Source organism: Larkinella humicola (genome assembly GCF_008727875.1).
GTDB lineage: Bacteria > Bacteroidota > Bacteroidia > Cytophagales > Spirosomataceae > Larkinella > Larkinella humicola.
The window spans coordinates 53,249-79,209 of sequence record NZ_VTWS01000003.1 but is presented as its reverse complement, the minus strand read 5'-3'; the positions used below and the strand labels follow the sequence as shown (position 1 = coordinate 79,209).

General features: G+C 53.9%; 15 protein-coding genes and 1 pseudogene. 13 read left to right on the top strand and 3 right to left on the bottom strand.

Annotated elements, in window-relative coordinates:
- From F0P93_RS12470 to panD, 10 genes are all read left to right on the top strand, one after another.
- Complete coding sequence (locus F0P93_RS12470) at nucleotides 1-1,050, top strand: CgeB family protein (protein ID WP_150876754.1); 1,050 nt, start codon at nucleotides 1-3, stop codon at nucleotides 1,048-1,050.
- 1 nt (nucleotide 1,051) lies between these two features.
- The gene (locus F0P93_RS12465) at nucleotides 1,052-2,248 is read left to right on the top strand and encodes a glycosyltransferase family 4 protein (protein WP_150876753.1); all 1,197 of its coding nucleotides are present in this window, start codon (nucleotides 1,052-1,054) and stop codon (nucleotides 2,246-2,248) included.
- 14 nt (nucleotides 2,249-2,262) lie between these two features.
- Complete coding sequence (locus tag F0P93_RS12460; RefSeq protein ID WP_150876752.1) at nucleotides 2,263-3,423, top strand: glycosyltransferase; 1,161 nt, start codon at nucleotides 2,263-2,265, stop codon at nucleotides 3,421-3,423.
- 7 nt (nucleotides 3,424-3,430) lie between these two features.
- Nucleotides 3,431-4,585, top strand: coding sequence for a glycosyltransferase family 4 protein (locus F0P93_RS12455; RefSeq protein WP_150876751.1), 1,155 nt, complete (start codon nucleotides 3,431-3,433; stop codon nucleotides 4,583-4,585).
- Nucleotides 4,551-5,123, top strand: coding sequence for a DapH/DapD/GlmU-related protein (locus tag F0P93_RS12450; protein ID WP_150876750.1), 573 nt, complete (start codon nucleotides 4,551-4,553; stop codon nucleotides 5,121-5,123). The genes F0P93_RS12455 and F0P93_RS12450 overlap by 35 nt, the downstream gene beginning before the upstream one ends.
- A 28-nt stretch (nucleotides 5,124-5,151) precedes the next feature.
- Entirely contained in the window at nucleotides 5,152-5,973 is an 822-nt protein-coding gene (locus F0P93_RS12445) for a glycosyltransferase family 2 protein (protein WP_150876749.1), read from the top strand.
- A 34-nt stretch (nucleotides 5,974-6,007) separates the two neighbouring features.
- On the top strand, nucleotides 6,008-7,342 hold the full coding sequence (locus F0P93_RS12440) for a WcaI family glycosyltransferase (protein ID WP_150876748.1): 1,335 nt from the start codon (nucleotides 6,008-6,010) through the stop codon (nucleotides 7,340-7,342).
- Nucleotides 7,343-7,445: 103 nt separating this feature from the next.
- Nucleotides 7,446-14,096 (top strand): polyketide synthase, encoded by a 6,651-nt coding sequence (locus tag F0P93_RS12435; protein WP_150876747.1) that lies wholly within the window; start codon nucleotides 7,446-7,448, stop codon nucleotides 14,094-14,096.
- A 50-nt stretch (nucleotides 14,097-14,146) separates the two neighbouring features.
- Nucleotides 14,147-19,366, top strand: coding sequence for a non-ribosomal peptide synthetase (locus F0P93_RS12430; RefSeq protein WP_191908796.1), 5,220 nt, complete (start codon nucleotides 14,147-14,149; stop codon nucleotides 19,364-19,366).
- A 100-nt stretch (nucleotides 19,367-19,466) separates the two neighbouring features.
- Nucleotides 19,467-19,820, top strand: a complete 354-nt coding sequence (gene panD / locus F0P93_RS12425; RefSeq protein ID WP_150876745.1) for an aspartate 1-decarboxylase — start codon at nucleotides 19,467-19,469, stop codon at nucleotides 19,818-19,820.
- Between the two features lie 265 nt (nucleotides 19,821-20,085).
- Here panD and F0P93_RS12420 read toward each other — a convergent pair whose 3' ends face one another.
- Both F0P93_RS12420 and F0P93_RS12415 read right to left on the bottom strand, forming a co-directional pair.
- The gene (locus tag F0P93_RS12420; RefSeq protein ID WP_150876744.1) at nucleotides 20,086-20,586 is read right to left on the bottom strand and encodes a hypothetical protein; all 501 of its coding nucleotides are present in this window, start codon (nucleotides 20,584-20,586) and stop codon (nucleotides 20,086-20,088) included.
- A 3-nt stretch (nucleotides 20,587-20,589) separates the two neighbouring features.
- Nucleotides 20,590-21,144: a DUF4468 domain-containing protein gene (locus tag F0P93_RS12415; RefSeq protein ID WP_150876743.1), complete on the bottom strand. Its 555-nt coding sequence runs from the start codon at nucleotides 21,142-21,144 to the stop codon at nucleotides 20,590-20,592.
- A gap of 276 nt (nucleotides 21,145-21,420) precedes the next feature.
- On the opposite strand from F0P93_RS12415, the gene F0P93_RS12410 reads away from it, so the two are divergent.
- The 3 genes and pseudogenes from F0P93_RS12410 to F0P93_RS12400 all read left to right on the top strand — a co-directional run bounded on the left by F0P93_RS12410 (nucleotide 21,421) and on the right by F0P93_RS12400 (nucleotide 24,080).
- Complete coding sequence (locus tag F0P93_RS12410; RefSeq protein ID WP_150876742.1) at nucleotides 21,421-22,575, top strand: esterase; 1,155 nt, start codon at nucleotides 21,421-21,423, stop codon at nucleotides 22,573-22,575.
- Between the two features lie 39 nt (nucleotides 22,576-22,614).
- Nucleotides 22,615-23,492: pseudogene (locus F0P93_RS12405) on the top strand (alpha/beta hydrolase).
- A gap of 186 nt (nucleotides 23,493-23,678) precedes the next feature.
- Nucleotides 23,679-24,080 (top strand): response regulator, encoded by a 402-nt coding sequence (locus tag F0P93_RS12400; RefSeq protein WP_150876741.1) that lies wholly within the window; start codon nucleotides 23,679-23,681, stop codon nucleotides 24,078-24,080.
- 194 nt (nucleotides 24,081-24,274) lie between these two features.
- Here the strand turns inward: F0P93_RS12400 and F0P93_RS12395 are convergent, their stop codons facing one another.
- On the bottom strand, nucleotides 24,275-25,609 hold the full coding sequence (locus F0P93_RS12395; RefSeq protein WP_150876740.1) for a DUF2254 domain-containing protein: 1,335 nt from the start codon (nucleotides 25,607-25,609) through the stop codon (nucleotides 24,275-24,277).
- Between the last annotated feature and the right edge of the window lie 352 nt (nucleotides 25,610-25,961).

Here is a 25,961-nt window from a genome sequence, read left to right as displayed (position 1 = left end):
ATGACGATTGTATACATTGGTGACGACAACCCGTCCTCTACCTCCTTTCACCGGTTTCGGGCGCTGAAACGATTGGGGCATCTGGTGACGATTTATAACCCGCAGGATGCGTGCAAAAAGCAATTGCAGGGGTTTTTAGGCTCTAAAGTTCATTTTCGTACCGGCTATCAATTTCTGCAAAACCGGATCCGGAAATGGCTTTCGACGGTACTCGAAAAACAGAAAACCGTTGATTTAATCTGGGTAGATAGTGGAGAATTAATCGGTAAATCGGCGCTGGAAACCTTAAAAGCTGCTGGCGCTCCGGTGGTTCTTTACAACGTCGATGACCCCACGGGAAAACGGGACGGCGGCCGGTTTAAATCCCTCCTGAAAGCGCTGCCCTTTTATGATTTAGTCGTCGTGGTGCGCACCGAATCCGAAAAAGAATGCCGTGAACTCGGCGCGTCCAACGTCCTGCTGGTCTACCGGAGTTACGACGAAGAAGCCCATAAACCGTATGAGACGCTGGAAGAAATTCCGACGCAATTCCGCTCGGAAATCGCTTTCATCGGCACCTGGATGCGGTATGAAAAAAGAGACGATTTCTTACTGAAATTAATCCAGAACGGTTTGCCAGTAGCGATCTGGGGCGACCGCTGGCAGAAATCACCGCACTGGAATGCGTTGAAAGCCCACTACCGGGGTGGGGCTCTGGGAGGTCGGGATTACGTGGCCGCCATTCAGGGGGCAAAACTTTGCATCGGCATGCTCTCGAAGGGAAACCGGGATTTACACACCCAGCGCTCGCTCGAAATCCCGTACATCGGCGGTTTGTTCTGCGCTGAACGCACCGCCGAACACACGGAAATGTACCGGGAAAATGAAGAAGCGGTTTTCTGGAACGATGTAGACGAATGCATCCTGACCTGCCGGGAGATGCTGGGGAATGACCCCAAAAGAGAATCGATACGCCGGGCCGGTATGCGGAGAGTCCGGGAGAATAAAGTGGGCAACGAAGACATCTGCACCCGAATTATCGAGGAGTTAAAACACCATCTGGTCATCTAACATGCGGATCGTTATTTTTTGTCACCCGTCCTTTCCCGGTTCGCAGAGTATGCCGCGCTATGCCCGTTGGCTGGCCAGTGGCATGCAGGCACGCGGGCATGAGGTGGAATCGTGGCAACCAAAACCGTTCTTTTATACGCTTTCCGTTCCGGGGGCTTTCAAAAAATGGCTGGGCTACATCGATCAGTATATTGTATTCCCGATTCAGGTTCGGCAACGCATCAATGGACTGCCGAAGCAGACGTTGTTTGTCTTTGCGGATCACGCCCTCGGCCCCTGGGTGCCGTTGGTCGCAGATCGGCCGCACGTCGTTCACTGCCACGACTTTCTGGCGCAGCGGTCGGCCCTGGGCGAAATTCCGGAAAACCAGACGGGCTGGACCGGGAAATTGTATCAGGCGTATATCCGGCGGGGATACCGGAAGGGCAGGAATTTTATTTCGGTTTCCAACAAAACGCAGGGCGACCTTCATGGGTTTTTAAAAGCATCTCCGTCTTTTTCAGAGGTTATTTATAATGGGGTCAATCCCAATTATACGCCGGGTCAGGCAGCGGAATCCCGTTCGGTGTTGAGTGCGCGGTTTGGCATCGATTTATCGTCCGGTTACCTCGTACACGTTGGCGGCAATCAGTGGTATAAAAACCGCAAAGGCGTGCTGGAAATGTATGATGCGTGGCGAAAAGCCTATTCCCGGCCCATGCCGCTGCTAATGATCGGTGAAGAGCCGACCCCGGAGTTGGCTGCATTCGCGAACGCTTCCGCTTTTCAAAACGATATTCATTTTCTGACGGGTGTTGACGATCAGCACGTGGTTCATGCGTACCGGGGCGCTCAGGTGTTCTTGTTTCCGTCTCTGGCCGAAGGCTTCGGCTGGCCGATCGCCGAAGCCCTGGCGTGCGGATGCCGGGTGCTGACCACCAGCGAGGCCCCCATGACGGAAGTGGCCGGGACAGCGGCCGCCTTGCTCCGGCGTCGGCCCCTGGATGAGCTCGATAGCCAGCTTTGGGCCGACGAGGGCGCCGTTCGTATTCAGCAGATCCTGAATGAATCGGCTGAAAAACGCCGGGAATGGATTAACGAAGGATTGATGAATGTTAAAAGATTTACGATCGAAACCGCGACCGATCAGATTGAGGATGCCTACAAAACCATCCTTGGTGCGTATCATTTTGCCGGGCAAACTCATTCACTCGTTTAATTCCAGTCGTACTCATGCAGGTTCTTCATGTCGTTTCGGGAATTGATCCAAAAGCAGGCGGAGTAAGCCAGGCCTTGCAGACGATGATCAAAGGGTTATCGCAGCTTTCGGTTCAAAATGCCGTTGTAACACTGGACGATCCTCAGGCGGTTTATTTGCGGAATTTGACGTTCCCGGTTTATGCAACAGGCCCCGCGAAAAGCTCCTGGCAGTATAGTGCTGATTTTTTACCCTGGATGAATGAACACGTAACGCAGTATGATTGGGTGATTGTCCACGGTCTTTGGCAATACCATACCTACGCGACGTATAAAGCCTTAGCACAACTACAAACGAAAAAGCCGAAACTCTACGTCATGCCCCACGGGATGCTGGACCCCTGGTTTCAACGGGCGGCCGGGCGTAAGCTGAAGGCCATTCGGAACTGGATTTTCTGGCAGCTCATCGAAAATAAACTGGTCAATCAAGCCGACGGGTTGCTGTTTACCTGTGAAATGGAGAAGACGCTGGCAGAAATCCCGTTTCGGCCCTACTCACCCAAGACGGAAAACGTCGTGAGTCTGGGCGTCGAAGCTCCTCCCGCTTTTACACCGGCCATGGCACTGGCTTTTCAGGAAAAATGCGTGGGACTCAGCCGGGAATTTATTCTGTTCATCAGCCGGATTCACGTTAAAAAAGGGGTCGATTTGCTGATCGATGCGTACCGGAGACTGAAGGCTGAGGGCATTCAATTGCCGCAACTGGTGATTGCCGGTCCGGGTCTGGAAACCACTTATGGACAGGAAATGCAGCAACGAGCCGGTGGAGATACCGACATTCTGTTTTGCGGTATGCTCGAAGGCAACGCGAAATGGGGCGGTTTTTACACCTGCGAAGCGTTTATTCTGCCCAGTCACCAGGAGAATTTTGGTATTGCGGTTGTCGAAGCACTCGCCTGTTCCAAACCGGTTCTTATTTCAGATCAAATTAACATATGGAAGGAAATCGAACTCGAAAAAGCCGGGATGATCGAAAATGATACGGAAAACGGCACCTATACGCTGCTCCAACGCTGGACGGCCCTGCCGGGTGAGCAAAAGCAGCAGATGGCGTTGCGGGCCAAAACCGCTTTCGAGACGCATTTCACCGTGTCACAGGCTTCCCATCGGATGCTGCGTGCATTAAACCGTAACTAATTTTACTATGCGTATTGCCATTATACAAGGGGCATTTTTGCCGGTACCGCCGGTTCGGGGCGGAGCGGTCGAAAAGATATGGTATCGAATGGGGCAGGAATTTGCTGTGATGGGGCACGAAGTGGTCCACATCAGCCGGTCTCATGCCGATTTTCCCGCCAAAGAAGACGTGAACGGCGTAAGCTACGTACGGATTCCGGGCTACGAAACCCCATCGTCTCTTCTTAAACTCAAATTTCTGGATTTAATCTACTCGATTCGGGCCATTAGAGCCCTGCCTGCACAGGTCGATATCATCGTTACCAATACCTTCTGGTCGCCCTTTTTATTGCGCGGTGAACGCGGAAAAAAAGTCTACGTCGATGTGCAGCGGGTGCCAAAAGGCCAGATGAAATTTTACCTCCATGTGGGCGTTCTAAGGGGCTGTTCACCGGCCATCTGTGAGGCCATCATCAAGGAGGTTGCGCCGGAATTCCATCACCTGATTTCCTACGTTCCCAATCCGGTTCCGTTTGAAATCAAAACGCTCCCGATCCGGCGCGAAAAAACGCTGCTCTTTGTGGGAAGACTGCACCCCGAAAAAGGCGTTCACGTCTTGTTAAATGCCTTTCGGTTACTCGCCAAAGAGCAGGTGTCGGGTTGGAAACTGAAAATTATCGGGCCTTCGTCTTTTGAAGAGGGGGGTGGTGGGGCAGCCTATTACCAGGAACTTCATCAGCTTTCAACCGGGATGAATGTGGAGTGGATCGGACCGGTTTTCAATGATGATGTACTTATTAAATACTACGCCGAAGCCGGAATTTTCTGTTATCCCGCCCAGGACGGCAGTGGCGATGCGGCTCCGGTGGCTCCGCGCGAGGCCATGGCGTATGGCGCCGTGCCGGTGGTGTCGGGTCTCGGTTGTTTTCAGGATTTCATTCAAAACGGGGAGAACGGTATCTGCTATGACCACAGCGCCGACGATCAGGTCGGGGCGCTTGCGCAGGCACTTTCCGCGCTGATGAATGACGAAAACCGTTTAAACTGGCTCTCGAAACAAGCCATCAAGGTCAATACCGAATATGCCATTCCCGTGATAGCCAGGCGGTTTATCGACGATTTCAGGAAGATTTATCCAGTCCCAAAAAATGATAAAAACCCATCAGCAAGCGTCAGCGTATGACAGTCCCTGGACGGTGGCGCAGCGCATAAAAATGATAAGCTGGCAACTGGTCTGGACGGTATTCTGTTCCTGGACACCCAAACCCGCCAACCCGTGGCGCCTGTTCTGGCTGCGTATTTTCGGAGCGCAGCTAACCGGAAAACCGTTTGTTCACCAAAACGCCCGCATTCAGATTCCGTGGAATCTGGTGCTTCATGACCGTGCCTGTTTGGGCGATGGTGCCAACGCCTATTCACTGGACCGGATCGAAATTCACGAACACGCCACGGTGGCGCAGGAAGCCTATCTCTGCACCGGAACGCATGCGTTCGATGAACCGGCCCGGAATTTAATAACCGCCCCCATTGTCATCGGTGCCCACGCTTTTATCGGCGCCCGGGCGTTTGTCATGCCGGGCGTTACGGTGGGTGCCCAGGCCATTGTCGGGGCTTGCAGTGTGGTGACGAAAGACGTTCGTCCGTTCGACATTGTGGCTGGAAATCCCGCCCGAATCGTTCGGAAAAGAGAGATTAAAGGCGTTAGCAAGGTCGTAAGTTGATGGCCTAGGGCCGTATTCTGCAAACAAAATGATTTCAGTACTCATACTTACCAAAAATGAAGAACAGGATTTGCCGTCCTGTTTAAAATCCGTGTCCTGGTGCGACGACATCCACGTTTTTGACTCCTTCAGTGAGGACAAGACGGTGGAAATTGCGCAGGCTGCCGGTGCTACCATCACCCAGCGGAAATTCGATAACTGGTCGGCCCACCAGAACTGGGGATTGGCCAACATTCCTTTCAAACACCAGTGGGTGTTGTACATCGATGCGGATGAGCGGGTTTCCGAACAACTGAAAGAAGTGCTGGCAACGTTCGTACCCGGAGCCGATGAGGTGGTGGCCTACGAAATTCAACGGCGCGACTTTGCCTGGAATGGCCGGTGGTTGAAACACGCGCAAATGTCGCCCTTCTACCTGCGGCTGTTTCGCCCCGACAAGATGCAGTACAAGCGGCTGGTCAATCCGGTTTCGATTCCGGACGGAAAAGTCGCCCGGATCGGGGGTTTTCTGGATCATTTTCCGTTCAGCAAAGGCTTCCGGTTCTGGTGGCAGCGGCATTTGGGGTATGCGGATATGGAAGCCGCCATGCGGATGGTAGATATGAACGCCGGTACGTCGTTTTCGCTTCAGAAGGCGGCTTTTAGCAAAGATTTTAGTGAGCGCCGGTATCATCAGAAAGGCATCTTCTATAAACTGCCCGGTCGCCCGCTCATCAAATGGTTTTACCTGGCGATCTGGCGTCGCGGATTTCTGGATGGTCACGCGGGGGTCACCTACGCCGTGTTGCAGGCGATCTACGAATACTTTATCATTTTAAAGACCAAGGAACTGCAAACGGCGCAGTCGTAACGATCCGGTTTTTATTGATTTACACGTTTCTTTCATGAGAATTCTCATTTACGGCATCAATTATTCGCCCGAACTCATCGGCATCGGGAAATATACGGGCGAAATGGGCGCCTGGCTGGCACAGCAGAATCAGGAGGTCGACGTCATTACCGCCATGCCTTATTATCCCGAATGGGCCGTCCATACGTCGCATAAGCGCAAGGGATGGCACACCGAGCGGATTGCGGGCGTGCGAGTACACCGTTGCCCCTTGTATGTTCCGCGTGACGTAACGGCTTTGAAACGCATTCTGCACGAGTTTTCATTCGTACTCAGCAGCCTGGTTTTCTGGTTGCGAATTTTCTTTGCGAAGCGCTACGATGTGGTAATCTGCGTGGCTCCCCCGTTTCATCTGGGCCTGGTGCCGACGATTTACAGCAAAATCCGGCGCGTACCGCTCTGGTGCCATATTCAGGACTTGCAGATCGATATGGCCAAAGAACTGGGCATGATCAAAAACCGCCATTTTCTACAAACCATGTTTCGGGTCGAATCCCATATTCTGAAGCAGAGCCGCGTCGTATCGACCATCAGCGAGGGAATGGTGCGGAAAGTCGCCCTGAAAAAAGGGATTCAGTCCGGGTGCGTTTTGTTTCCGAACTGGGTCGATGGAGCATACATCAAACCCTTGCCACCAACGCAATCGCTGCGGGCCGAACTGGGCTTGCAGCCTTCGGACAAAGTCGTGCTCTACGCCGGAAATCTCGGCGAAAAGCAGGGGCTGGAAATCATCATCCAGGCTGCCCGCGCCTTCGTGAGCCAACCTGATGTGAAATTTTTGTTCTTCGGAACCGGTGGCGGACAGGGCAAACTGGAAACGCTCGCGCGGGAGTATGCCTTGGCGAACGTAAAATTTTACCCGCTGCAGCCCTATGAAAAGCTATCAGCCCTTTTGGCGACGGCCGATATTCACCTGGTATTGCAGAAAAAATCGGCTTCAGACTTGGTTCTGCCGTCAAAATTAACCGGGATTCTGGCCGCTGGCGGTTTCGCCCTGGTGTCCGCCGTTCCCGGAACAACCCTGCATGATGTCGTACATCACCATCAAATGGGCGTTCTGATTGAACCGGAATCGGCTGAGGCCCTAAAGACCGCCATTGACCAAGCACTGCTTTCGGATTTAACGGGTTTTCGGCTCAATGCGAGAAAGTATGCGGAAAATTACTTAAATAAAGAAAAAACATTGAGTAATTTTATGCAGGAATTACTTAGTGTTGTCGGTCTGCCATCACCGGCTTTCCGGACGGCCAGCTCCCCCAGCAAGGTCTTGAAGGAGGATTTTGCAGACCGGGAGATGGATTCCGAAAAAGAGAAAATTTCGCTGGAATAAAAAACGGATGGTTTCGGATAACGGAAAAACCGATCCGATCAAAATCTGGTAAAGCATTGACACCGAACGACCTGAGTATACACTTTCAACCAGTTTGCTAAACATGGACGCGTTCTCAACACATAGTTTCGATTTGGACAAAACCGTCGTCGCCCTGTTTGCTGAACAGGTTAGAAAGTCACCTGATCGGATTGCCGTGCAGTTTGAGGATCGTCAGCTCAGTTATCGGGAACTGGATGAAACGTCGAATCAGTTAGCCGGTTTTTTACGGAAAAAAGGGGTCCAAGAAGAAAGCCTGGTTCCGATCTGCGTCGGCCGTTCGCTGGAAATGGTACTCGGTATCATGGGGATTCTGAAAGCGGGTGGTGCTTACGTTCCCATCGACCCTGAATACCCGGCAGAGCGCATTCAGTACCTGTTGTCCGATGTCGCTGCCCAACTGGTTGTGACAGATTCTGACGCCGGTAAGGTACTGTCCGAATATTCGGGACAACTGGAAAAGGTTTGTTTAACGACCGACCGGGAAACGATCGCGAATGAACCGACGGAACCCATCAAAACCGCCTTATTGCCCGATCATCTGGCTTATTTGATCTATACCTCCGGTTCGAAGGGCCGCCCGAAGGGGGTTTTGATCGAACACCGGAACCTGAGCAATTTTATTCAACATCAATCGCAGGAGTTTGGTATTCGGGACGATGACGTCATTCTGCAAACCAGCAACTACGCCTTCGACCCGTCGGTCGAGCAGATTTTTCTGGCACTCTGCAACGGCGCGAAGCTGGTGCTGATCCGGAAAGAATCGCTGTTCAATCCCGACGAAGTGGTGCAATTGATTCAGGAACAACGCATCACGCACCTGCATTCAACGCCGAGTTTATTGCGCTACATTCCCGCTGCACCCTACGCCAGTTTAAAAAGAGTGATAGCCGCTGGTGAAATTTGTCCGCCCGATCTGGCCCAATCCTGGGGTTCGCTGGTCCGGTTCTACAACAAATACGGCCCGACTGAAGCCACGATTAGTTCGCTTCAATACCCGTATTCGGCGGAGGCCGAACTGGAAGTCGTGCCCATCGGAAAACCGATCGCCAACACGGAGATCTACATCGTTGGAGCCGATGGAAACCGGGTTCCAGCCGGTATTCCGGGCGAAATCTACATCGGTGGTGCGGGCGTGGCACGGGGGTATCTCAATAACCGTACGCTGACTGCGGAGAAATTTGTTGCCAATCCGTTTAGCACAAAACCGGGGGAACGGGTTTATAAAACCGGCGATACGGGCAAATACCGGGCCGATGGAACGATTGAATTTGTGGGTCGCATCGACGATCAGGTGAAAATCAGGGGGCACCGCATCGAGTTGAGTGAAATCGAAATCGTCCTCGGAGCGCATGAGGCAATTGACCAGTGCGTTGTCATGGCACAGGACGACCGGACGACCGACCGGCGACTGGTCGCTTACGTGGTGGTTAACCGCCAGATTGCAAACGGAGCCATCCGGCAGTATCTGGCCGGCAAACTTCCCGAGTATATGCTGCCGTCCCTGTTCGTTCAAATGGCTGCCCTGCCGTTGACGGCCAATGGCAAGGTGGATAAAAAAGCGTTGGGGACACCACGACTCGAACGGGCGTTGCTATCCGACGTCTATACGGCACCGGTTTCACCCATAGAGCGCCAGATTGAAACCGTGTGGGCCGAACTCCTGCAACTGGACAAGGTGGGCAGGGATGATAACTTCTTCGAACTGGGCGGGAATTCGTTGCTGGCGATTTCGGCCGTCGCGGGTCTAAAAAGACGATTTGGCTACAGCGTTCCCATCACAAAACTCTATCAGCAACCGACCATCAAGGGCCTTGCGGCTTTTTTGGGAACCGGGAACGAGAGCCAAAGCATGACCCCGAAGCGCAAAGAAAAGGCGGTAACGCAGGACATCGCCGTGATCGGCATGGCGGGGCGGTTCCCCGGTGCCGATTCCATCGAAGCCCTCTGGACGCTCCTGAAAGAAGGAAAAGAAACGACCCACTTCTTCACCGAAGCGGAACTGGATTCGTCCATTCCCCCCGGATTACGGAACGACGCGGACTATGTCAAAGCCCGGGGTGTTATCAGCAAACCCGACGAATTCGATCCGGCCTTCTTCGGCATCAATCCCCGACTGGCGGAATTGATGGACCCGCAACACCGCATCTTCCTGGAAATCGCCTGGGAAGCGCTGGAAAGCGCGGGCTACGTTCCCCAACAGTACGACGGCTCGATCGGCGTTTTTGGCGGCTGTCGCAACAACACCTATTACTACACCAACGTGTTGCCGCATACCGAGCTGGTGGAACGGGTTGGTAGTTTTCAGGTGATGACGGCCAACGATAAAGACTACATCGCCACCCGCACGGCGTATGCGCTGAACCTGCGCGGCCCGGCGGTAACGGTGCAGTCGGCCTGTTCGACCTCGCTGCTGGCCATTGCCCAGGCCGTCGACAGCATTCGGAACGGGCAGTGCGACCTGGCGCTGGCGGGGGGCGCGGCCATTGCCCAACCGATCAACAGCGGGTATCTGTACCAGGAAGGCGCCATGTTGAGCAACGACGGCCACTGCCGCCCGTTCAGTGCCGACGCGCGGGGGACGGTTTTCAGCGATGGCGCGGGCATTGTGTTGCTGAAAGGGCTGGAAGACGCCCGGCGGGATGGCGACCCCATTCTGGCGGTGATCAAAGGCGTTGGCATTAACAACGACGGGGGCGGCAAAGGCAGCTTCACCGCTCCGAATGCCGAAGGACAGGCGGGAGCCATTGCCATGGCACTCCAGGATGCCCGCGTCGATCCGTCCACCATCGGATATATCGAGGCCCACGGAACCGCCACGCCGATTGGAGATCCCATCGAAATCGAGGGGTTAAAAATGGCTTTTGGCGCGCAAACCGCCACCCAGTTCTGCGCCATCGGGTCCATCAAAAGCAACATGGGCCATTTAACCACGGCGGCCGGGGTGGCCGGTTTCATCAAAACCGTGTTGGCCCTGCGCCATAAACAGATTCCGTCGTCCATTCACTATGCCGCCCCCAACCCGGCGATCGATTTCGGCAGCAGCCCGTTTTTCGTGAATACGGCCTTGACGGCATGGGCGCAAACGTCCGATCCCCGCCGGGCCGGTGTCAGCTCATTCGGTGTCGGCGGCACGAATGTTCACGTCGTTCTGGAAGAATATCCCGTGGCAATCCCGCTTGAAACCGCAGCCGAACCAGCTACGGCAAAACCGGTGCAGTTGATTACCTGGTCGGCCAAATCAACTACCAGCCGGGATTTGTACGGCCCGATTCTGGCAAATCATCTGCAGCAAAACCGTCACCTGAAGCTGGCGGATGTGGCCTTCACGCTGCAAACCAGCCGGGCGGCTTTCCAGCACCGGCGCTTTGCGGTGGCGTCTACCACCGACGAACTGGCCGAAAAACTGCTAGCCAGTTCGGGGGCTTCACACGACGTAAAATCGCTCAAAGAAATACCCGGTGAGGTAGTTTTTATGTTTCCGGGTCAGGGTTCGCAATACCTGAACATGGGGCGTGACCTCTACGAAACCGAAGCCGTCTACCGGCAGGCCGTCGACGCATGTGCCGAAGGGTTGAGTGCGTACCTGGAAACCGACATCCGGACGGTTTTGTACCCGAACGAGGGAAATGCCAAAGCCGAAGAGAAGCTGAAAAATACGCGGTTTACCCAGCCCGCTCTGTTTGTAACCGAATATGCGTTGGCCAAACTGTGGATGAGCTGGGGCATTGAACCGTCGCTGCTGTGTGGACACAGCATTGGCGAGTTTGTCGCGGCCCACCTGGCGGGCGTTTTTTCACTGGCCGATGCGCTGAAACTCGTTGCGGTTCGGGGTCGGCTGGTGAGCGAACTGCCCCGGGGAAGCATGCTGTCGGTTCGGATGGAAGCCGATCAGATCGGAACCCTCATGCCCGAGCCGTTGTCGATTGCCGCCATCAACAGCCAAAAACTGTGCGTGGTGGCCGGTCACGACGAAGACATTGCGGCTTTTGCCAGCGTTCTGGACGGAAAAGGAATTCCGAACCGGGTGTTGCAGACGAGCCACGCTTTTCATTCGGTGATGATGGAACCCGTGCTGGGTGCATTCCGGAAAATCGTTGACGAGGTGGTATTGAACCCACCCCAAAAGCGCATCGTATCCACAGTGAGCGGCACGTTGCTGACGGATGCACAGGCGACCGACCCGGATTACTGGGCGAAACATTTGCGTTTGACCGTTCGCTTTTCGGAGGCCCTGGAGTTTAGCATTGTTCTAAATCAGCCTTTGTTGATTGAGGTGGGGCCCGGCAATGCCACAACGACCTTTGCCCGCCAGCAGGCCGGTTCCCGACCAGCCACCATCATTACCAGTCTGGATAAAAAGGGGACGCAGTCGGAGCATGAATCCCTGCTGAAAGCCTTGGGGCAACTGTGGACCAGTGGCCTGGAACCCGATTGGAAAGCCTTCTATGTGAACCAAAACCGCGTGAAAGTCAGTCTGCCGACTTACGCATTTGATAAAAAACGCTATTGGGTTGACCCCATCGCGCGCCCGCAGCCGGTTATCAGTCCCCCGGACGGGTCAGTTTTTGCGGTTTCGCCGACGGACGGCCCGGTTACGAATACTACTATATCCCCCCCTGTTGTGATGAGAAAAGACGCATTGATCAATAAGGTCAAAGAAATGCTGGAAGAGGCTTCCGGCCTTGAAATGGAAGGCGTGCTGCCCGACATGAGTTTTCTGGAAATGGGACTCGATTCGTTGCTGCTCACCCAGGTTTCCATCACCTTAAAGAGAGAATTTGGTCTGCCCATCACGTTCCGGCAACTGAATGAAGAATACGCCACGATCGACAGTCTGGTTGCGTATCTGGACCAGACCTTACCGGCAGAACACTACGCGCCGAAACCGGTTTCGCAGCCCATTCCGCAGCCGTCGGTTCCATCACCGGCCCATCACATTCCGGCAGCCGTTGCCGTCGGCACGAATGATACGGTTCTGGGTTTAATGGCCCAGCAGGTGCAGATTCTGGCCAAGCAGATTGCCATGATGCAGGGAAATCAACCCGCGTCGCAACCGTCTCCGACCGTCCTGCCCAACCTGAACGGGAAAGCGTTGACTGAATCGGTGGTTCCGGCCAAAACGCCGGATTTGACACCGGAAGAAGAAATCGAAATTAAAAAACCGTTTGGCGCCAGCGCCCGGATCGAGCGTCAGAGTACGGAATTAAGCCCGAAACAAAAGCATTTCCTGCAACAACTGATTCGTCGGTACAACCAGAAAACCGGCGGGAGTAAAAACTACAACCAGGCGCACCGGGCCTACATGGCCGACCCGCGCGTGGTTTCGGGATTCAAACCGCTGACCAAAGAACTGGTCTATTCCATCGTGATCAACCGGTCCAAAGGCAGCCGGTTGTGGGATGTTGACGGCAACGAATACATCGATATGCTCAACGGGTTTGGCTCCAACATGTTCGGCTACCAGCCCGAATTTGTGAAGAAGGCGTTGCACGAGCAAATCGAAAAAGGCTTTGAAATCGGCCCGCAGCACGAACTGGCGGGTGAGGTTTGCCGACTGATTTGTGACTTCACCGGTTTCGACCGGGCGGCTCTGTGCAGTACGGGTTCGGAAGCCGTGCTGGGTGCGATGCGGATTGCGCGGACCGTTACGGGACGCTCGCTGGTGGTGGCCTTCACCGGTTCCTACCACGGCATTGTCGATGAAGTGATTGTTCGGGGGACTAAAAAACTGAAATCGTTTCCGGCCGCGCCGGGCATCATGCCCGAGTCGGTTCAGAACATGCTGATTCTGGATTATGGCACGGACGAAAGTCTGAGAATTATCCGGGAACGGGCGCACGAACTGGCGGCCGTGCTGGTGGAGCCGGTGCAAAGCCGCCGACCTGAATTTGTGCCGATCGACTTCCTGAAAGAAGTTCGGAGCATTACCGCATCGTCGGGAACGGCGCTCATTTTTGATGAAGTTATCACTGGTTTTCGGATGCATCCCGGTGGGACACAGGCCATGTTTGGCATCAAAGCCGATCTGGCTTCCTACGGAAAAGTGGTGGGCGGTGGTATTCCAATCGGGATCATTGCGGGCCACAAGGATTACATGGACGTGCTCGATGGCGGTTTCTGGCAATACGGTGACGCGTCGTTTCCCGAAAAAGGCGTGACCTACTTTGCTGGTACGTTTGTCCGACATCCCCTCGCCCTGGCTACGGCGCGGGCTTCGTTGCTGCACCTGCGGGAAGTGGGGCCGGGCTTGCAAAAGGGATTGACCCACAAGGCCGAGCGGATTGCGCGGGAGTTGAACGCCGAATTCGATCGCCATCAGATTCCGCTGTTTGTGGCCCAGTTTGGCTCACTCTGGAAAATCAAGCCCAAAGAAGAAATACCGTATAGCGAACTGCTGTTTGTGTTGATGCGCGAAAAAGGCATTCACATCTGGGACGGTTTTCCGTGTTTCATTACCGAAGCGCATACCGATGCCGAAATTGATCGGGTGCTGGCCGCGTTCCGGGAATGCATTCAGGAAATGATCGACGCGGATATTTTCAAATCCATGGCACCGGTCAGTCAACCGAAGGGAAACAAAGTGCCGGCGTCCGGCCACTACCACGAACCACCCGTTCCGGAGGCCCGTTTGGGTCGCGATACGGATGGAAATCCCGCCTGGTTTATGGCCAATCCCGACAAACCCGGTACGTTTTTACAGATTAAGTTATAAGGTACGATAAACCAGCCTGTGCGATGACTGAGAGTATACCTAACCTGACCATGACAACTCCTGTTGACTTTAATCCGTTTGCCGGACCGGAAATTGCGCGTGTAGCCCCCAGCACGGAGCCTCAGAAAGAAATCTGGACGGCCTGTCTGCTGGGTGGTGACAACGCCACCCGCGCCTACAACATGCTGACTTCGGTCGTGTTGAAAGGCGTTTTCGACCGGGCTGCCATGGAGCGGGCGATCCAGACGCTGGTTGATCGGCACGAAGCGCTGCGGATGGTTTTTAGCGGGGATGGGGAATATTTGTGCATTTATAAAGAACTGGCGATCCCGGTAGCCTACCTGGATATTTCGACGAAGACGGCCGGGGAAAAACAGATCCTGGTGGATAATTACATTCAGAAAGAGACTTTATACGTCTTCGATCTGCTTCATGGTCCGCTGTTTAAAACGGCTTTATTCAAACTAGCCGACGACGAACACCGCCTGATTTTGACCGCTCACCACAGTGCGCGGGATGGCTGGTCGATGGGAGCAATGCTGCTGGATCTGAGCGCCCTTTACTCGGCTTACGCACTGGGAATGCCCGTTACGCTACCGGATGCTCCTTCGTTTGCGCAATACGCCATCGAACAAGCCGCCTTTTCGCAGAGTGCAGAATACCAGCGCATTGAGAATTTCTGGATCAATACCTACAAAGAGAACGTACCGGTTTTCGACCTTCCCACCGATTTTTCGCGCCCCGCAACCCGTACGTTTGAAAGCGGGCGGCTGGACTACCCGATGGACAGTGAACTGGTGCTGGCCATCAAAAAAATGGGATTGAAAGCCGGGTGCAGCTTCGTAACGACCCTGCTGGCAGCTTTTGAAGTGCTGCTGCACCGGCTATCCGGTCAGGAAGACATTGTCGTCGGGTTACCGTCTGCCGGGCAATCGGTGACGGGAAACAACCGGCTGGTGGGCAACTGTGTCAACCTGCTGCCGCTGCGCAGCCATCTGGAACCGCAAAGCACCTTTGCCGAATTTTTGAAGACGTGCCGCCGGTCGGTTTTTGATGCCTACGAACACCAGCGGCTCACCTTCAGCGATCTGGTCAGAAAACTGAACATTCCGCGCGATGCGTCGCGGATCCCGCTGGTTCCCATCGTTTTTAACATCGATATGGGAATGAATGACGGCGTTCATTTTCAGGGCCTGACGCACGAATTGATCAACCATCCCAAAGCCTACGAAAACTTCGAAGTGTTTTTTAATGCTACCGGTTCCGAGAAGGCCCTGACGCTGGAATGTGCGTATAACACGCAGCTTTTTAGCGCGGAAACGATGGGCCGAATGATGGATGATTTCACCAATCTGTTAAAAACGGTTGTCGCAAACCCTTCTGTGGTGATCGGGGAGATTCCATTTGCTTCGGAAAACAGACTAAGCGAACAACTGGATCAGTGGAATGATACGGAGGCCCATTATCCGAAACACACACCCCTGCACGAGCTCATTGCCCAAACCGCAGCCCGGTACCCGACTAAAACCGCCATCCGGTTTAACCAGCAGGAAATCAGCTACCGGACCTTGAACGAAACCGCCAGCCAGTTGGCGCACTACCTGATTCAGGCCGGGATTCAGACCGGGGATATTGTCGGCGTAGCCGTCGACCGTTCGCCGGAAATGGTGATCGCATTGCTGGCCGTTCTGAAAGCCGGAGCCGCTTATTTGCCGCTCGATACGGCTTATCCGCCCGAACGAATTTCGTTCATGCTGACCGACTCGTCGGCCAAGCTCCTACTGACGTCGGCCAGCCAGCAGGGTCGGCTGAAAAGCGAGTCGCCCGAACGGCTGATTGAAAAAGCCCTGGCGGATTCCAAAACACTCTCGAAGGAAGAACCGGTAGGCCGGGCTGCGGGGACTGATCTGGCGTATGTGCTTTACACCTCCGGTTCGACGGGAAAACCGAAGGGCGTTCTGATCGAACACCGGAATCTGGTCAACTTCATGTGGGGCATGATGACGGCCCCCGGCATCGGCGAAGACGACGTGCTGCTGGCCGTTACGACCATCTCGTTCGACATTGCCGGACTGGAGCTTTTCCTGCCCCTGCTGGTGGGAGCCACCGTGCTACTGGCGGATCTGGCCGTTGCCCGCGATGGCCGGTTGTTGCTGGATCTGGTTCGATCTGAGCGGGTTAGTATCGTGCAGGCCACGCCCTCGACCTACCGGATGTTGCTCGATGCCGGTTGGAACAGCCCGTTGCCCGTGAAGGCACTTTGCGGAGGAGAAGCCCTCTCGAACGATCTGGCCGATAAACTGACGACCCTCTGTTCGGAATTGTGGAACGTGTACGGTCCAACGGAAACCACGGTTTGGGCCACTGTCAAGAAGATTGAGAAAGGCGAAGCCATCACGATTGGCCGACCCATCGGCAATATGCAGGCCTACATTCTGGACGAATTTTTGAAACCGGTAGCCATTGGCACGGTGGGCGAAATTGTCATCGGCGGTGATAGCGTTGGCCGGGGGTATATGAACCGGCCGGAGTTGACTACTGAACGGTTTTTGAAAAATCCGTTTGACAAATCGGCCGGCGGCACGATGTACCGCACCGGCGATCTGGGAAAATTTCTGGAAAACGGCGAAATCCAGTGCCTGGGCCGGATCGACCATCAGGTGAAAATCCGGGGACACCGGATTGAACTCGGCGAAATCGAGAACGTCATCGGCACCATCGCCGAGGTGAAGCAAACGGCGGTGATCGCCCACGAGACCCGCTCGGGCGATCAGGTGTTGGTGGCCTACGTCGTGCCGGAGTCGGTTCCGACAAACGACAAAGCCCCCAGTTGGCAGGAACGCTGGGACATGATTTACAACGTCGGGGTCGAACACGAAAAGGAGCAGAACTCGTCGGAGCAGGTGCTTGAACTGGCCATTGCCGAGCAGTTGAGCGGTAAAAAAGACGTTAAGGAAGAAATTGACGACTGGGTGCAGCAATCGATCCGACGCATCAGAGCGTTGGGTCCGAAACGGATTATGGAAGTGGGTTGCGGGGCCGGACAGTTGCTTTTTGAACTGGCGCCCGCATCGACGCTCTACATCGGAACGGACTATTCGGCGACGGCCATCGAAAATTTGCGGGAGAAGCTGGCACTGGATGCGGCCAAGTGGCGGAATGTGAAAACCGCCGTTGGCAATGCCGACGATTTCAGTGCAGTTCCGGATGCTTCGCTCGATCTGGTGCTGATTCACAGTGTGGCCCAGTACTTTCCGGATACCCAGTATTTACAACGGGTGATTGAGGAAGCTGTTAAAAAAGTGGCACCGGGCGGTTGTATTTTTATTGGAGACATGCAGGGCAAAGGAACCCTGCGGATGCACCACACCTTCGATCAATTTCCCCGTTCGTCGGCCGAAAATACCGTCGCGGACTTCAAAAAGATCATCGACCGGCGGCTGTTCATCGAGGATGAGCTCATGGCTGACCCGGCTTATTTTTACGTTCTGCCGCAAGTCATTCCCGCCATTTCGGCGGTCGATATTCAGCTTCGCGAAGGGAAATTCCTGAACGAAACCACGAAGCACCACTACGACATCTGGCTGTACGTCGGCAATCCGCCCGAAGTGGCCGAAGCCGATGCCGTCATCGACTGGAACCCCAACTACGCCTTGGAGACCCTTGAACAGAGCCTTTCGACCCATCCCGGATCGGTTGTGCAACTCCGTCATGTTTTCAACAGCCGCACGGCTGAAGATTATACGCTGATTCAGGACATCGACGGTTTAAGCGATGATACCCTGCTGGTGGAGGCCAAACAAAAATTGTCCACCATCCCGGTCAGCGTCGACCCCGCTGCGTTGTGGTCGATTGGTCAAAAACACCGGTTTACCACACACGTCCGCTGGGCGGGTGATGGCTCCGATAACCGGCTGGACGTTGTTTTTATCCCGAACGATCAGCCGAACCGGATTCCGGCCCGGCCTGCGTCCATTCCGGTCGAAAACGTGTCGCTGACGGACGTCTCCCGCAACCCTTTCAAACACAATCTGGTGGTTCCGCAGGAGCAGCTTCAGGGGTGGAAAGAGCAAATCCGGCAGCACCTGCCCGACTACATGGTTCCGAACACCTTTGTGGTGCTGGCCCGGATGCCCCTGACGCCCAACGGCAAAATAGACCGGAAGGCGTTGCCCGATCCGATGCTGGACGATGTCGAAAACCGCAGCAACTTTATGGCCCCGCGGACCGACGTCGAAAAGCTGGTGGCCGACATCTGGATGGAGTGTTTACGGCTGGAGAAAATAAGCGTACTCGACAACTTTTTCGAACTGGGAGGACACTCGCTGATTGCCGTGCAGGTGATGACCCGGCTGGAGAAAAAAACCGGCAAACGACTGCCGCTGTCGCTGTTGTTCGAATACCCGACCGTCGAAAAACTGGCTTCGACCCTGCACATGAACGGCCGGTCGGTGAGCTGGGATTCGCTGGTGCCCATCAAACCGCAGGGAACCAAAACGCCATTGTACATCGTCCACGGAGCCGGTTTGCACGTGTTGTTGTTCAACACCCTGGCCATCAACATGCACCCGGATCAGCCGGTTTACGGACTTCAGGCGAAAGGGATCAACAGCGAAGACGAACCGCTGGACAGCATCGAAGCCATTGCGGCTTACTACATCGACGCGATCATGGCCAAAAATCCGGACGGTCCGTATGCGCTGGCGGGTTACTCCTTCGGCGGTATCATTGCCTACGAAATGAGCAGGCAATTGAAGGAGCGGGGCAGAGAGGTAAAATTGCTGGCGATGTTCGATTCGTATGCCGATCAATCGAACTTCTACGATCCGTGGTTAAAACGGGTGTGGACCGATTCGACCACCTTGCTGAAGGAGCGGCTGTATATTTTTACGCTGCTGCGAAAATACCCCCGCGAAACGATCAAAGAAAAAGCCGAATCGCTGAAACGCAGAGTCAATCAGTGGTACCGCCGGATTCGGTACAAGGAAGATTACCTGAAAGTGTTTCATGGCAATTATTACAAAGTCAATGAAACAAACCGGATTGCCGCCCGCAACTACCGCCTGGCTCCTCAGGACGTGACGATCACGCTTTTCCGGGCCACCAAGCAAATTGCTTACAAGAAAGACTTCGAATTTCTGGGCTGGAAACCGTTTGCGCTCAAAGGCATCAAAATCCATGAGGTTCCCGGCGATCACATGAATCTGTTCACACCTCCCAACGACAAGGAGTTTGCCCGGATTCTGCAGAATGTGCTGGATCAATGCTAAACCGGCACCCGGTTGTGTTTTGAATCAAACGCTGTCAACAGAAACTCCGGCCAGCAGGTAGTGTCTTTGAATTGCATCTTATCCATCTAACCATATAGCTATGTTTCTAACTCTAATGAAGTCCAAAATTCATCGAGCCCGGGTGACGCAGGCCGAACTGAACTACGTTGGTAGCATTACCATCGACGAAGATCTGATGGATGCGGCAGGCATGCTTGAGCATGAGCAGGTTCACATTGTGAACAACAACAACGGGGAACGTCTGATCACCTATGTGATCAAAGGAGAACGCGGCACGGGCATCATCTGCCTCAACGGTGCAGCCGCCCGCAAGGCGCAGATCGGCGACATCATCATTATTCTGTCTTACACCATGCTGGCCGCCGATGACGCTAAATCGTACAAGCCAGTGGTCGTTTTTCCCGATGGGAATAACCGTCTGGTGACGGCCTGATTGAATTAACCCAACTCGAAAAACGTATCGTAACACAGAGCGCTGACGGTTTTAGACGTGTCAGCCTTTCTTGAAAACGCCCGGTAAGGTTCGCCTTCCGGGCGTTTTTTATGGGAAAAATGGAAGGAATTGCTCAGGACTTTCGCTTTTTGCCCCGTTCCCTTAAAGGGGACTTTTTGATCCGGGTAGTGCCGTGTCCAAGTCCCCTTTAGGGGAACGGGGCAAAAAGCAAGTGCATCAGAATTATCAGACATAAGTCCTATGCTCAGGAAGCGGCATTTTTTCCGAAGGAGGCAATCCAGAAAATCAGGCTGAAAAAAGCCGTTAAACAGCCAAGGACAATCAATCCCCATTTCAGCACCGGCAGAAAATTCCACTTCGTAAGAAAGAACAAAATGGCTACAGCGGCACTGGCGAACAACGCCAGATAGCCCAGGCTGATGAAGACGATGTAGCCGGTGCCAACGCCCGAATTGCGACTGTCGTGGTAATCGACCGCTTCGCAAAGAATCGTAACCAAAATCACAATGCCGACGCAACCGCCCAGGACAATCCGGAGCAGCCACCACCACGGGCTGCCGGGAGCCCAGAACAGGGGAACAAACGACAAACACACGCCAAGGAGCGGCAAAAACCAGCCAAAACTCAGCAATTGCTCATTGCCGGCGTCCGTACCCGGGTTGCGAGCCGCCAGCAAGGCGGTAAAGGCCAGCATCAGAACCCAGACCAGTTCGGGACCGGCAAAATAGGAGACGGTGCGGTTCATGAATCAAAACGCTTTGTAATTTTTCACCTCGTCCTGAAGCGACGCCAGCACACTTTTGAGGTGTTTGTCGAGTTCTGTATACATCGCCCGTACATCCTTGTCATTCTTCTGGCAATAGACTTCAACCGGAACAGACTTTGAATCCATACCGCCTTCGAGGAGTTCAACCTGCGTGATCGTTGCCCGGTATTTGCGGTTGGCGCATTCGATTACGAAGGTGTAACGGAAGGAATAAACACCGCCGGTGGAAGTTTCGGAACGTGGCAGGGTGACCACCTGAACGGCTTTCCCAACCAGATCACCGGTTTCCTTGTCACTCACATTGAAGGTTTCACCGGCCGACCGGAACGATTTTGCCGCCCACAACCGGGCGCGTCGGAACAGGTCGATCTGCGACACACTGCCGCAATCGACCACCTCGGTATAGGCCACTTTTTGATTGAAAACGGGTAAAATGCCGTGGATTTTGCCGTCGGCCACCACGGGTGGACAATCGGCCTTGGCGGGTTCTGCGGTCATCATACCGGCAAGCAACAAGGTAAAGAGGATCAATTTCATCGTAGTGTATTTGTTATTTCCGGTCAAAAATACGGTTGCGAATACCGCCAAGTCCAGCCGGAAGCGATACCGGGCGGTGTTGGGTGAATAAGCAGGGTCGAAAAGCGGATAATTGACGGATCGATGCGGGCAGGGAGAAGAACCGCAGGTGAAAAAATGTACTACTTGATCTCCTAATACTTCAAAAAAACCTTTCTGTATTTTTTACAATATGAAACCTTTCCCTATTTTTGGTGAAAGCCGCCACTGGCACACCAACCTTTAGCCAAAATTTCTATGAATCGTATGCTTACCTCCTGTGGGTTGCTGATCACGGCCCTCCTTTTGGGTTTTCAGACCCTGGCGCAAACACCCCCGCGGCAACCTACACCCAATGATACGCTCAAATCGCCCAAAGTGCTGACCGACAACCGGGTTGCGATTCAGCTTTACGCACCCAAAGCCAGCGAGGTGACGGTGGTGGGCGACTTTATGACGGTCATGAAACCGCTGAATCTCACGAAAGATGCGAATGGCGTCTGGTCGGTGACGGTTGGCCCCCTGAAACCCGATTACTACACGTATACGCTGACGGTCGATGGCGTTCGGACGATGGATCCCAAAAATCCGGTGATCAAGCAGGGGATGAGCAGTCTGGAGAATGTGATGGCGTTGCCGGGAGCGGAGACGGTTTTTCAGGATAACCGCCCGGTGCCCCACGGCGAATTGCGGCAGGTTTGGTATCAGTCCAGCACACTGGGTATGGCGCGCCGGATGCATGTGTATACGCCACCGGGCTACGAAAAAGGAACGACGAAATACCCGGTTTTTTATTTGCTCCACGGCGGGGGAGATGACGATTCCGGCTGGCCGACAGTCGGTCGTGCGGGGTTCATTCTCGACAACCTGCTGGCGGCCGGGCAGGCCAAACCCATGATTGTGGTGATGCCCAACGGCAGCATGCCGCTGCCGCCGTCATCGGGAATGCCCAATCCGGCTGCGATGCAGCAGATGCGGGCGTTGTTTGCCGATGAACTGCTGAAAGAAATCATGCCCTACGTGGAGAAAACTTATAGGACGCAGCCGAATCGCGAAAACCGGGCCATTGCCGGGCTGTCAATGGGCGGTTTTCAAACGTTGGATGTGACGCTGACCCGCCCCGAACTGTTCAATTATGTGGGCGTATTCAGCTCCGGGTTTTTCGGTGCCACCATCGACGAAGCCGAAACCAAATATGCCCGTGCGCTGAATGATCCCGGTTTTAACAAAAACAAGAAGCTGTTCTGGATTGAAATTGGCAAAGACGATTTTGTGATGGATGCCAATAAAAAAACGATGGCGCTGCTCGATAAACATCAGATCAAGTACCAGTACAAGGAAACGGCGGGGGGGCACACCTGGACCAACTGGCGGCAGTATCTCAACGAATATGTGCCGCTACTTTTCCGCTAATGGCTTTCTGATTTGCTCAACTTTTGACTAAAACCGTCCATGAATCCATTTCGTTACCTTCTCTTTTTCGCTCTGTTGCTGACTGGTGCCGTTTCGGTTGGTGCCAAAGTCGATTCGCTGGACATACCCAGTGCGGTGATGCAGAAAACCCTGCGCGCGGCTGTGGTTCTGCCGAATTCCTATGCCAAAAGCAAAGCCGCTTACCCGGTTTTGTACCTGCTCCACGGCGGGGGCGGGCGGTTCAGCGACTGGCTGTCGAGTACGCCCGACAAAATGCTGCTGCACAACCTGGCTGACCAGTACAACCTGATCATCGTAACCCCGGAGGGCAAAACCTGAGCGGGTACCTGGACAGTCCGTTTCAGAAAGACAGCCAGTTTGAAACCTACCTCACGAAAGAAGTGCTGGCAAAAATCGACCAAACGTACCGCACGATTCGGGATCGAAAAGGGCGTGTCATTACGGGCCTGAGCATGGGTGGCCACGGGGCGTTGTACCTGGCGACGCGCCACCCCGATCTGTACTGTGCCGCCGGGAGCATGAGCGGGGCGCTGGATCTGAACCCGACGCACTGGCGGATTACACCCGAATTTGCCAAACAGATTGCGCCCCGGTTTGAGCGGATTCTCGGTCCGTTGGGCAAGACGCCCGATCCGTATGCCGATCATTCGGTGGTCTTTATGGCCGATAAAATGAAAGCCAACGGGCTGAAGCTGATCATTGACTGCGGGGTAGATGATTTTCTGATCGAGCCCAACCGGGAGTTACACCGGCGGCTGGTCTACAACCAGACTCCCCACGACTACACCGAACATCCCGGCGGGCATACCTGGGACTATTGGGAAAACTCGTTGCCCTATCACCTTTTGTTTTTTCACAAGGTACTGAAAACGAATGGCGCGACGGTTGCGCAATAGAGGAGATGCTATTGAAGGGCTGGATGAAAACAACCGATCCTTCAAAAACCGCCCGGAGTACCACCCTTCATACTGTGTCGAACAAATCAGCCGGAAACGAGTTTAGAAAAAAACGAGTTTTCTCGGTCCTGGGAAAAGTACGACAACGCCCCTGTTGTACAGGCGTCTGCCCGTTAACAGATCTTTATGAAGCCACTTGTATTGGTAGTTGACGACGATGAAGATGACTTGTGGCTGATGCAAAAAGCCATGTTGCAGATTGGCGGTACCTGCCAGCTCAATCCGTTTAGCGATGCAGCCAGCCTGTTGACCTACCTGGACAGTGCCGTGACGGTTCCCAGTCTGATTTTGATCGACTACCACCTGCCCCGGATGGACGGACTGGAACTGACGGAATTACTCCGGTCAAGACCCGCACTAAAGACCGTTCCGTTTGCGTGGATGAGTTCCGAAATCGACCCCACCTGGGAGGTTCGCTGCCGCGAACTGGATGTTTCCTGGTGCTGGGTCAAACCGACGGACTACACCGCCTGGCAGGAATTTGTCCAGCAGATTTGTGGCCCTCTGTTTGATTCGCGATCAGGATAGGTCTGTGCGCCAGCGGTAGAGCAGGTTGGCCGACTAGCCAATGTCTTTAAAATAGCCCTTTTGGTTTTATCGGTTACCAGAAAGAACTTCAAAAGACATAAATAAAGCTTAGGGCAACCGTCGAATTCAATTCGAGTCGAAGACTGAATCAAAGAGGGCAAGTTGTGATTTGCGTAACGCATGAGCAAATAGGATCAGTTTGACCAGGAACTCGCCATTTCATGATACAAAGCCTGCACTTGCCGCTTTTCATAGGGGGTTGTCAACGTCTGCTCCGCATATTGCAACAGAAGGCGGGCCTGTTCGCGAATGAGGGTCTTCCGATCATCGTCCAGGCACTGGCTACCGACTAAAGACAGCGCACGCATCAAACGCCGGATTACCGCGTGATTTCCTTTGGCATTGATCCGGATCAGATCGAAGGTTTGCCGGAGGTAATGATCAAAGCCAACGGGCCGGATCAGGATACGAAGTTGCCCGTTATCGGTGCGAAACGGCGCAGGAAAATTTCGGGATGCCAGTCGCTCCATAATGGCACCTGCGTAGTCTATCGCCATAATTGCGGTCGTCGTATCGTTAATCCCGGGAGAAAGTGCTTTTAGGGCAATATCCACCAATTGTTGAATTCCGAAAGTGACATCCTGTTCGATGTTTCGATGACGACCGATCGCTATTTGATCCAATAGTTTATGAAGATGATTGGAATCGAAGATGCCGGGCTTTTCGCCGTTGAAACGTACACTGAAAAGCAGTGCTTTTTCGCCCACAAAAGAGCCAATGGTCTGCTCTACACGCAGTAAGGCCCGGTGGTCGATCGCCCAGCGAAGAACTTCATCCAGGTCGATGTGCTGAATGTAGCCCGCCTTTGTGGATAAAACCGGTTGCCAGCCGGACTGGGTCTCGACACGGCGCCAGCGAGCATCATCCCCAGAGGCTGTTTCAACCGGTTTTTCAGATTCACCGGGAAATAACTCATCGATTACCTTGAGCGTTTCGTGGCTGATGTGTTCCACAATCGTACCTGTCTGCAGGGATTCGGCGATGTGATGAATAAAAAAAATGAGGGCGGCCACGCCCCCCAACGCCAGGAGCAATCCCATCAAAACCGCTGTTGACGGTACAAACTTTTGTTCTTCGGTGCCGCGAATGGTTCCGAGTACGATGAGACAGTAAGCGAATACGCCAACAAAATAACCCATAACAACCTGATTGCTGCGGTCGCGCATGAAATTGCGCAGCACTCTGGGCGAATATTGGCTACTTACCTGGGTAATGGTCGAGAGGGTCAAGGAAAAAACCAGGGCAGCGACCGTTAACATGGATCCGGCAATGGCCGTTAACATGCTCCGGGAGCCTTCGGCCCCTGCACCGAATAAGAGCGGAAATCGCTTGGCGCCATCAAAGGACGTTTCAGCGTCGAAGGTGATCAATCCGTAGGCCATTCCAAAGGAGGCCAACACCATGAGCGTTGGAACGAACCAGAGCGACTCCTGTAGGGATTGCCAATACTGATAAAGTCGGATTTGCATTGTACGGGAGTGCTCTAAAAAAATAAGTACTGAAGCTTCAACTCCCTCACTGGCGAAAATGTTGGTTTTAAAAATTGAACGTTTTCACAATGATTCTGGCGTTGGTCCATCTTCAAAGTTGAAAAAACCAGAAACTATCCCGGAACTTAAATCTGTAGACCCCAGATAGGTATTCCCAATATTATCGATCCAGCCTGGGAGGTTCGCTGCCGGGAACTGGATGTTTCCCGGTGCTGGCAAATCTAAATGGATCATAGCGGCTCCTTTCTGCTAACTATTCACGCATGGCTACCTGCTGTTGATTGGGCGTAGTCAGGCGATGTGAGCAGCTATACCTTTGTTGTGTTCAATC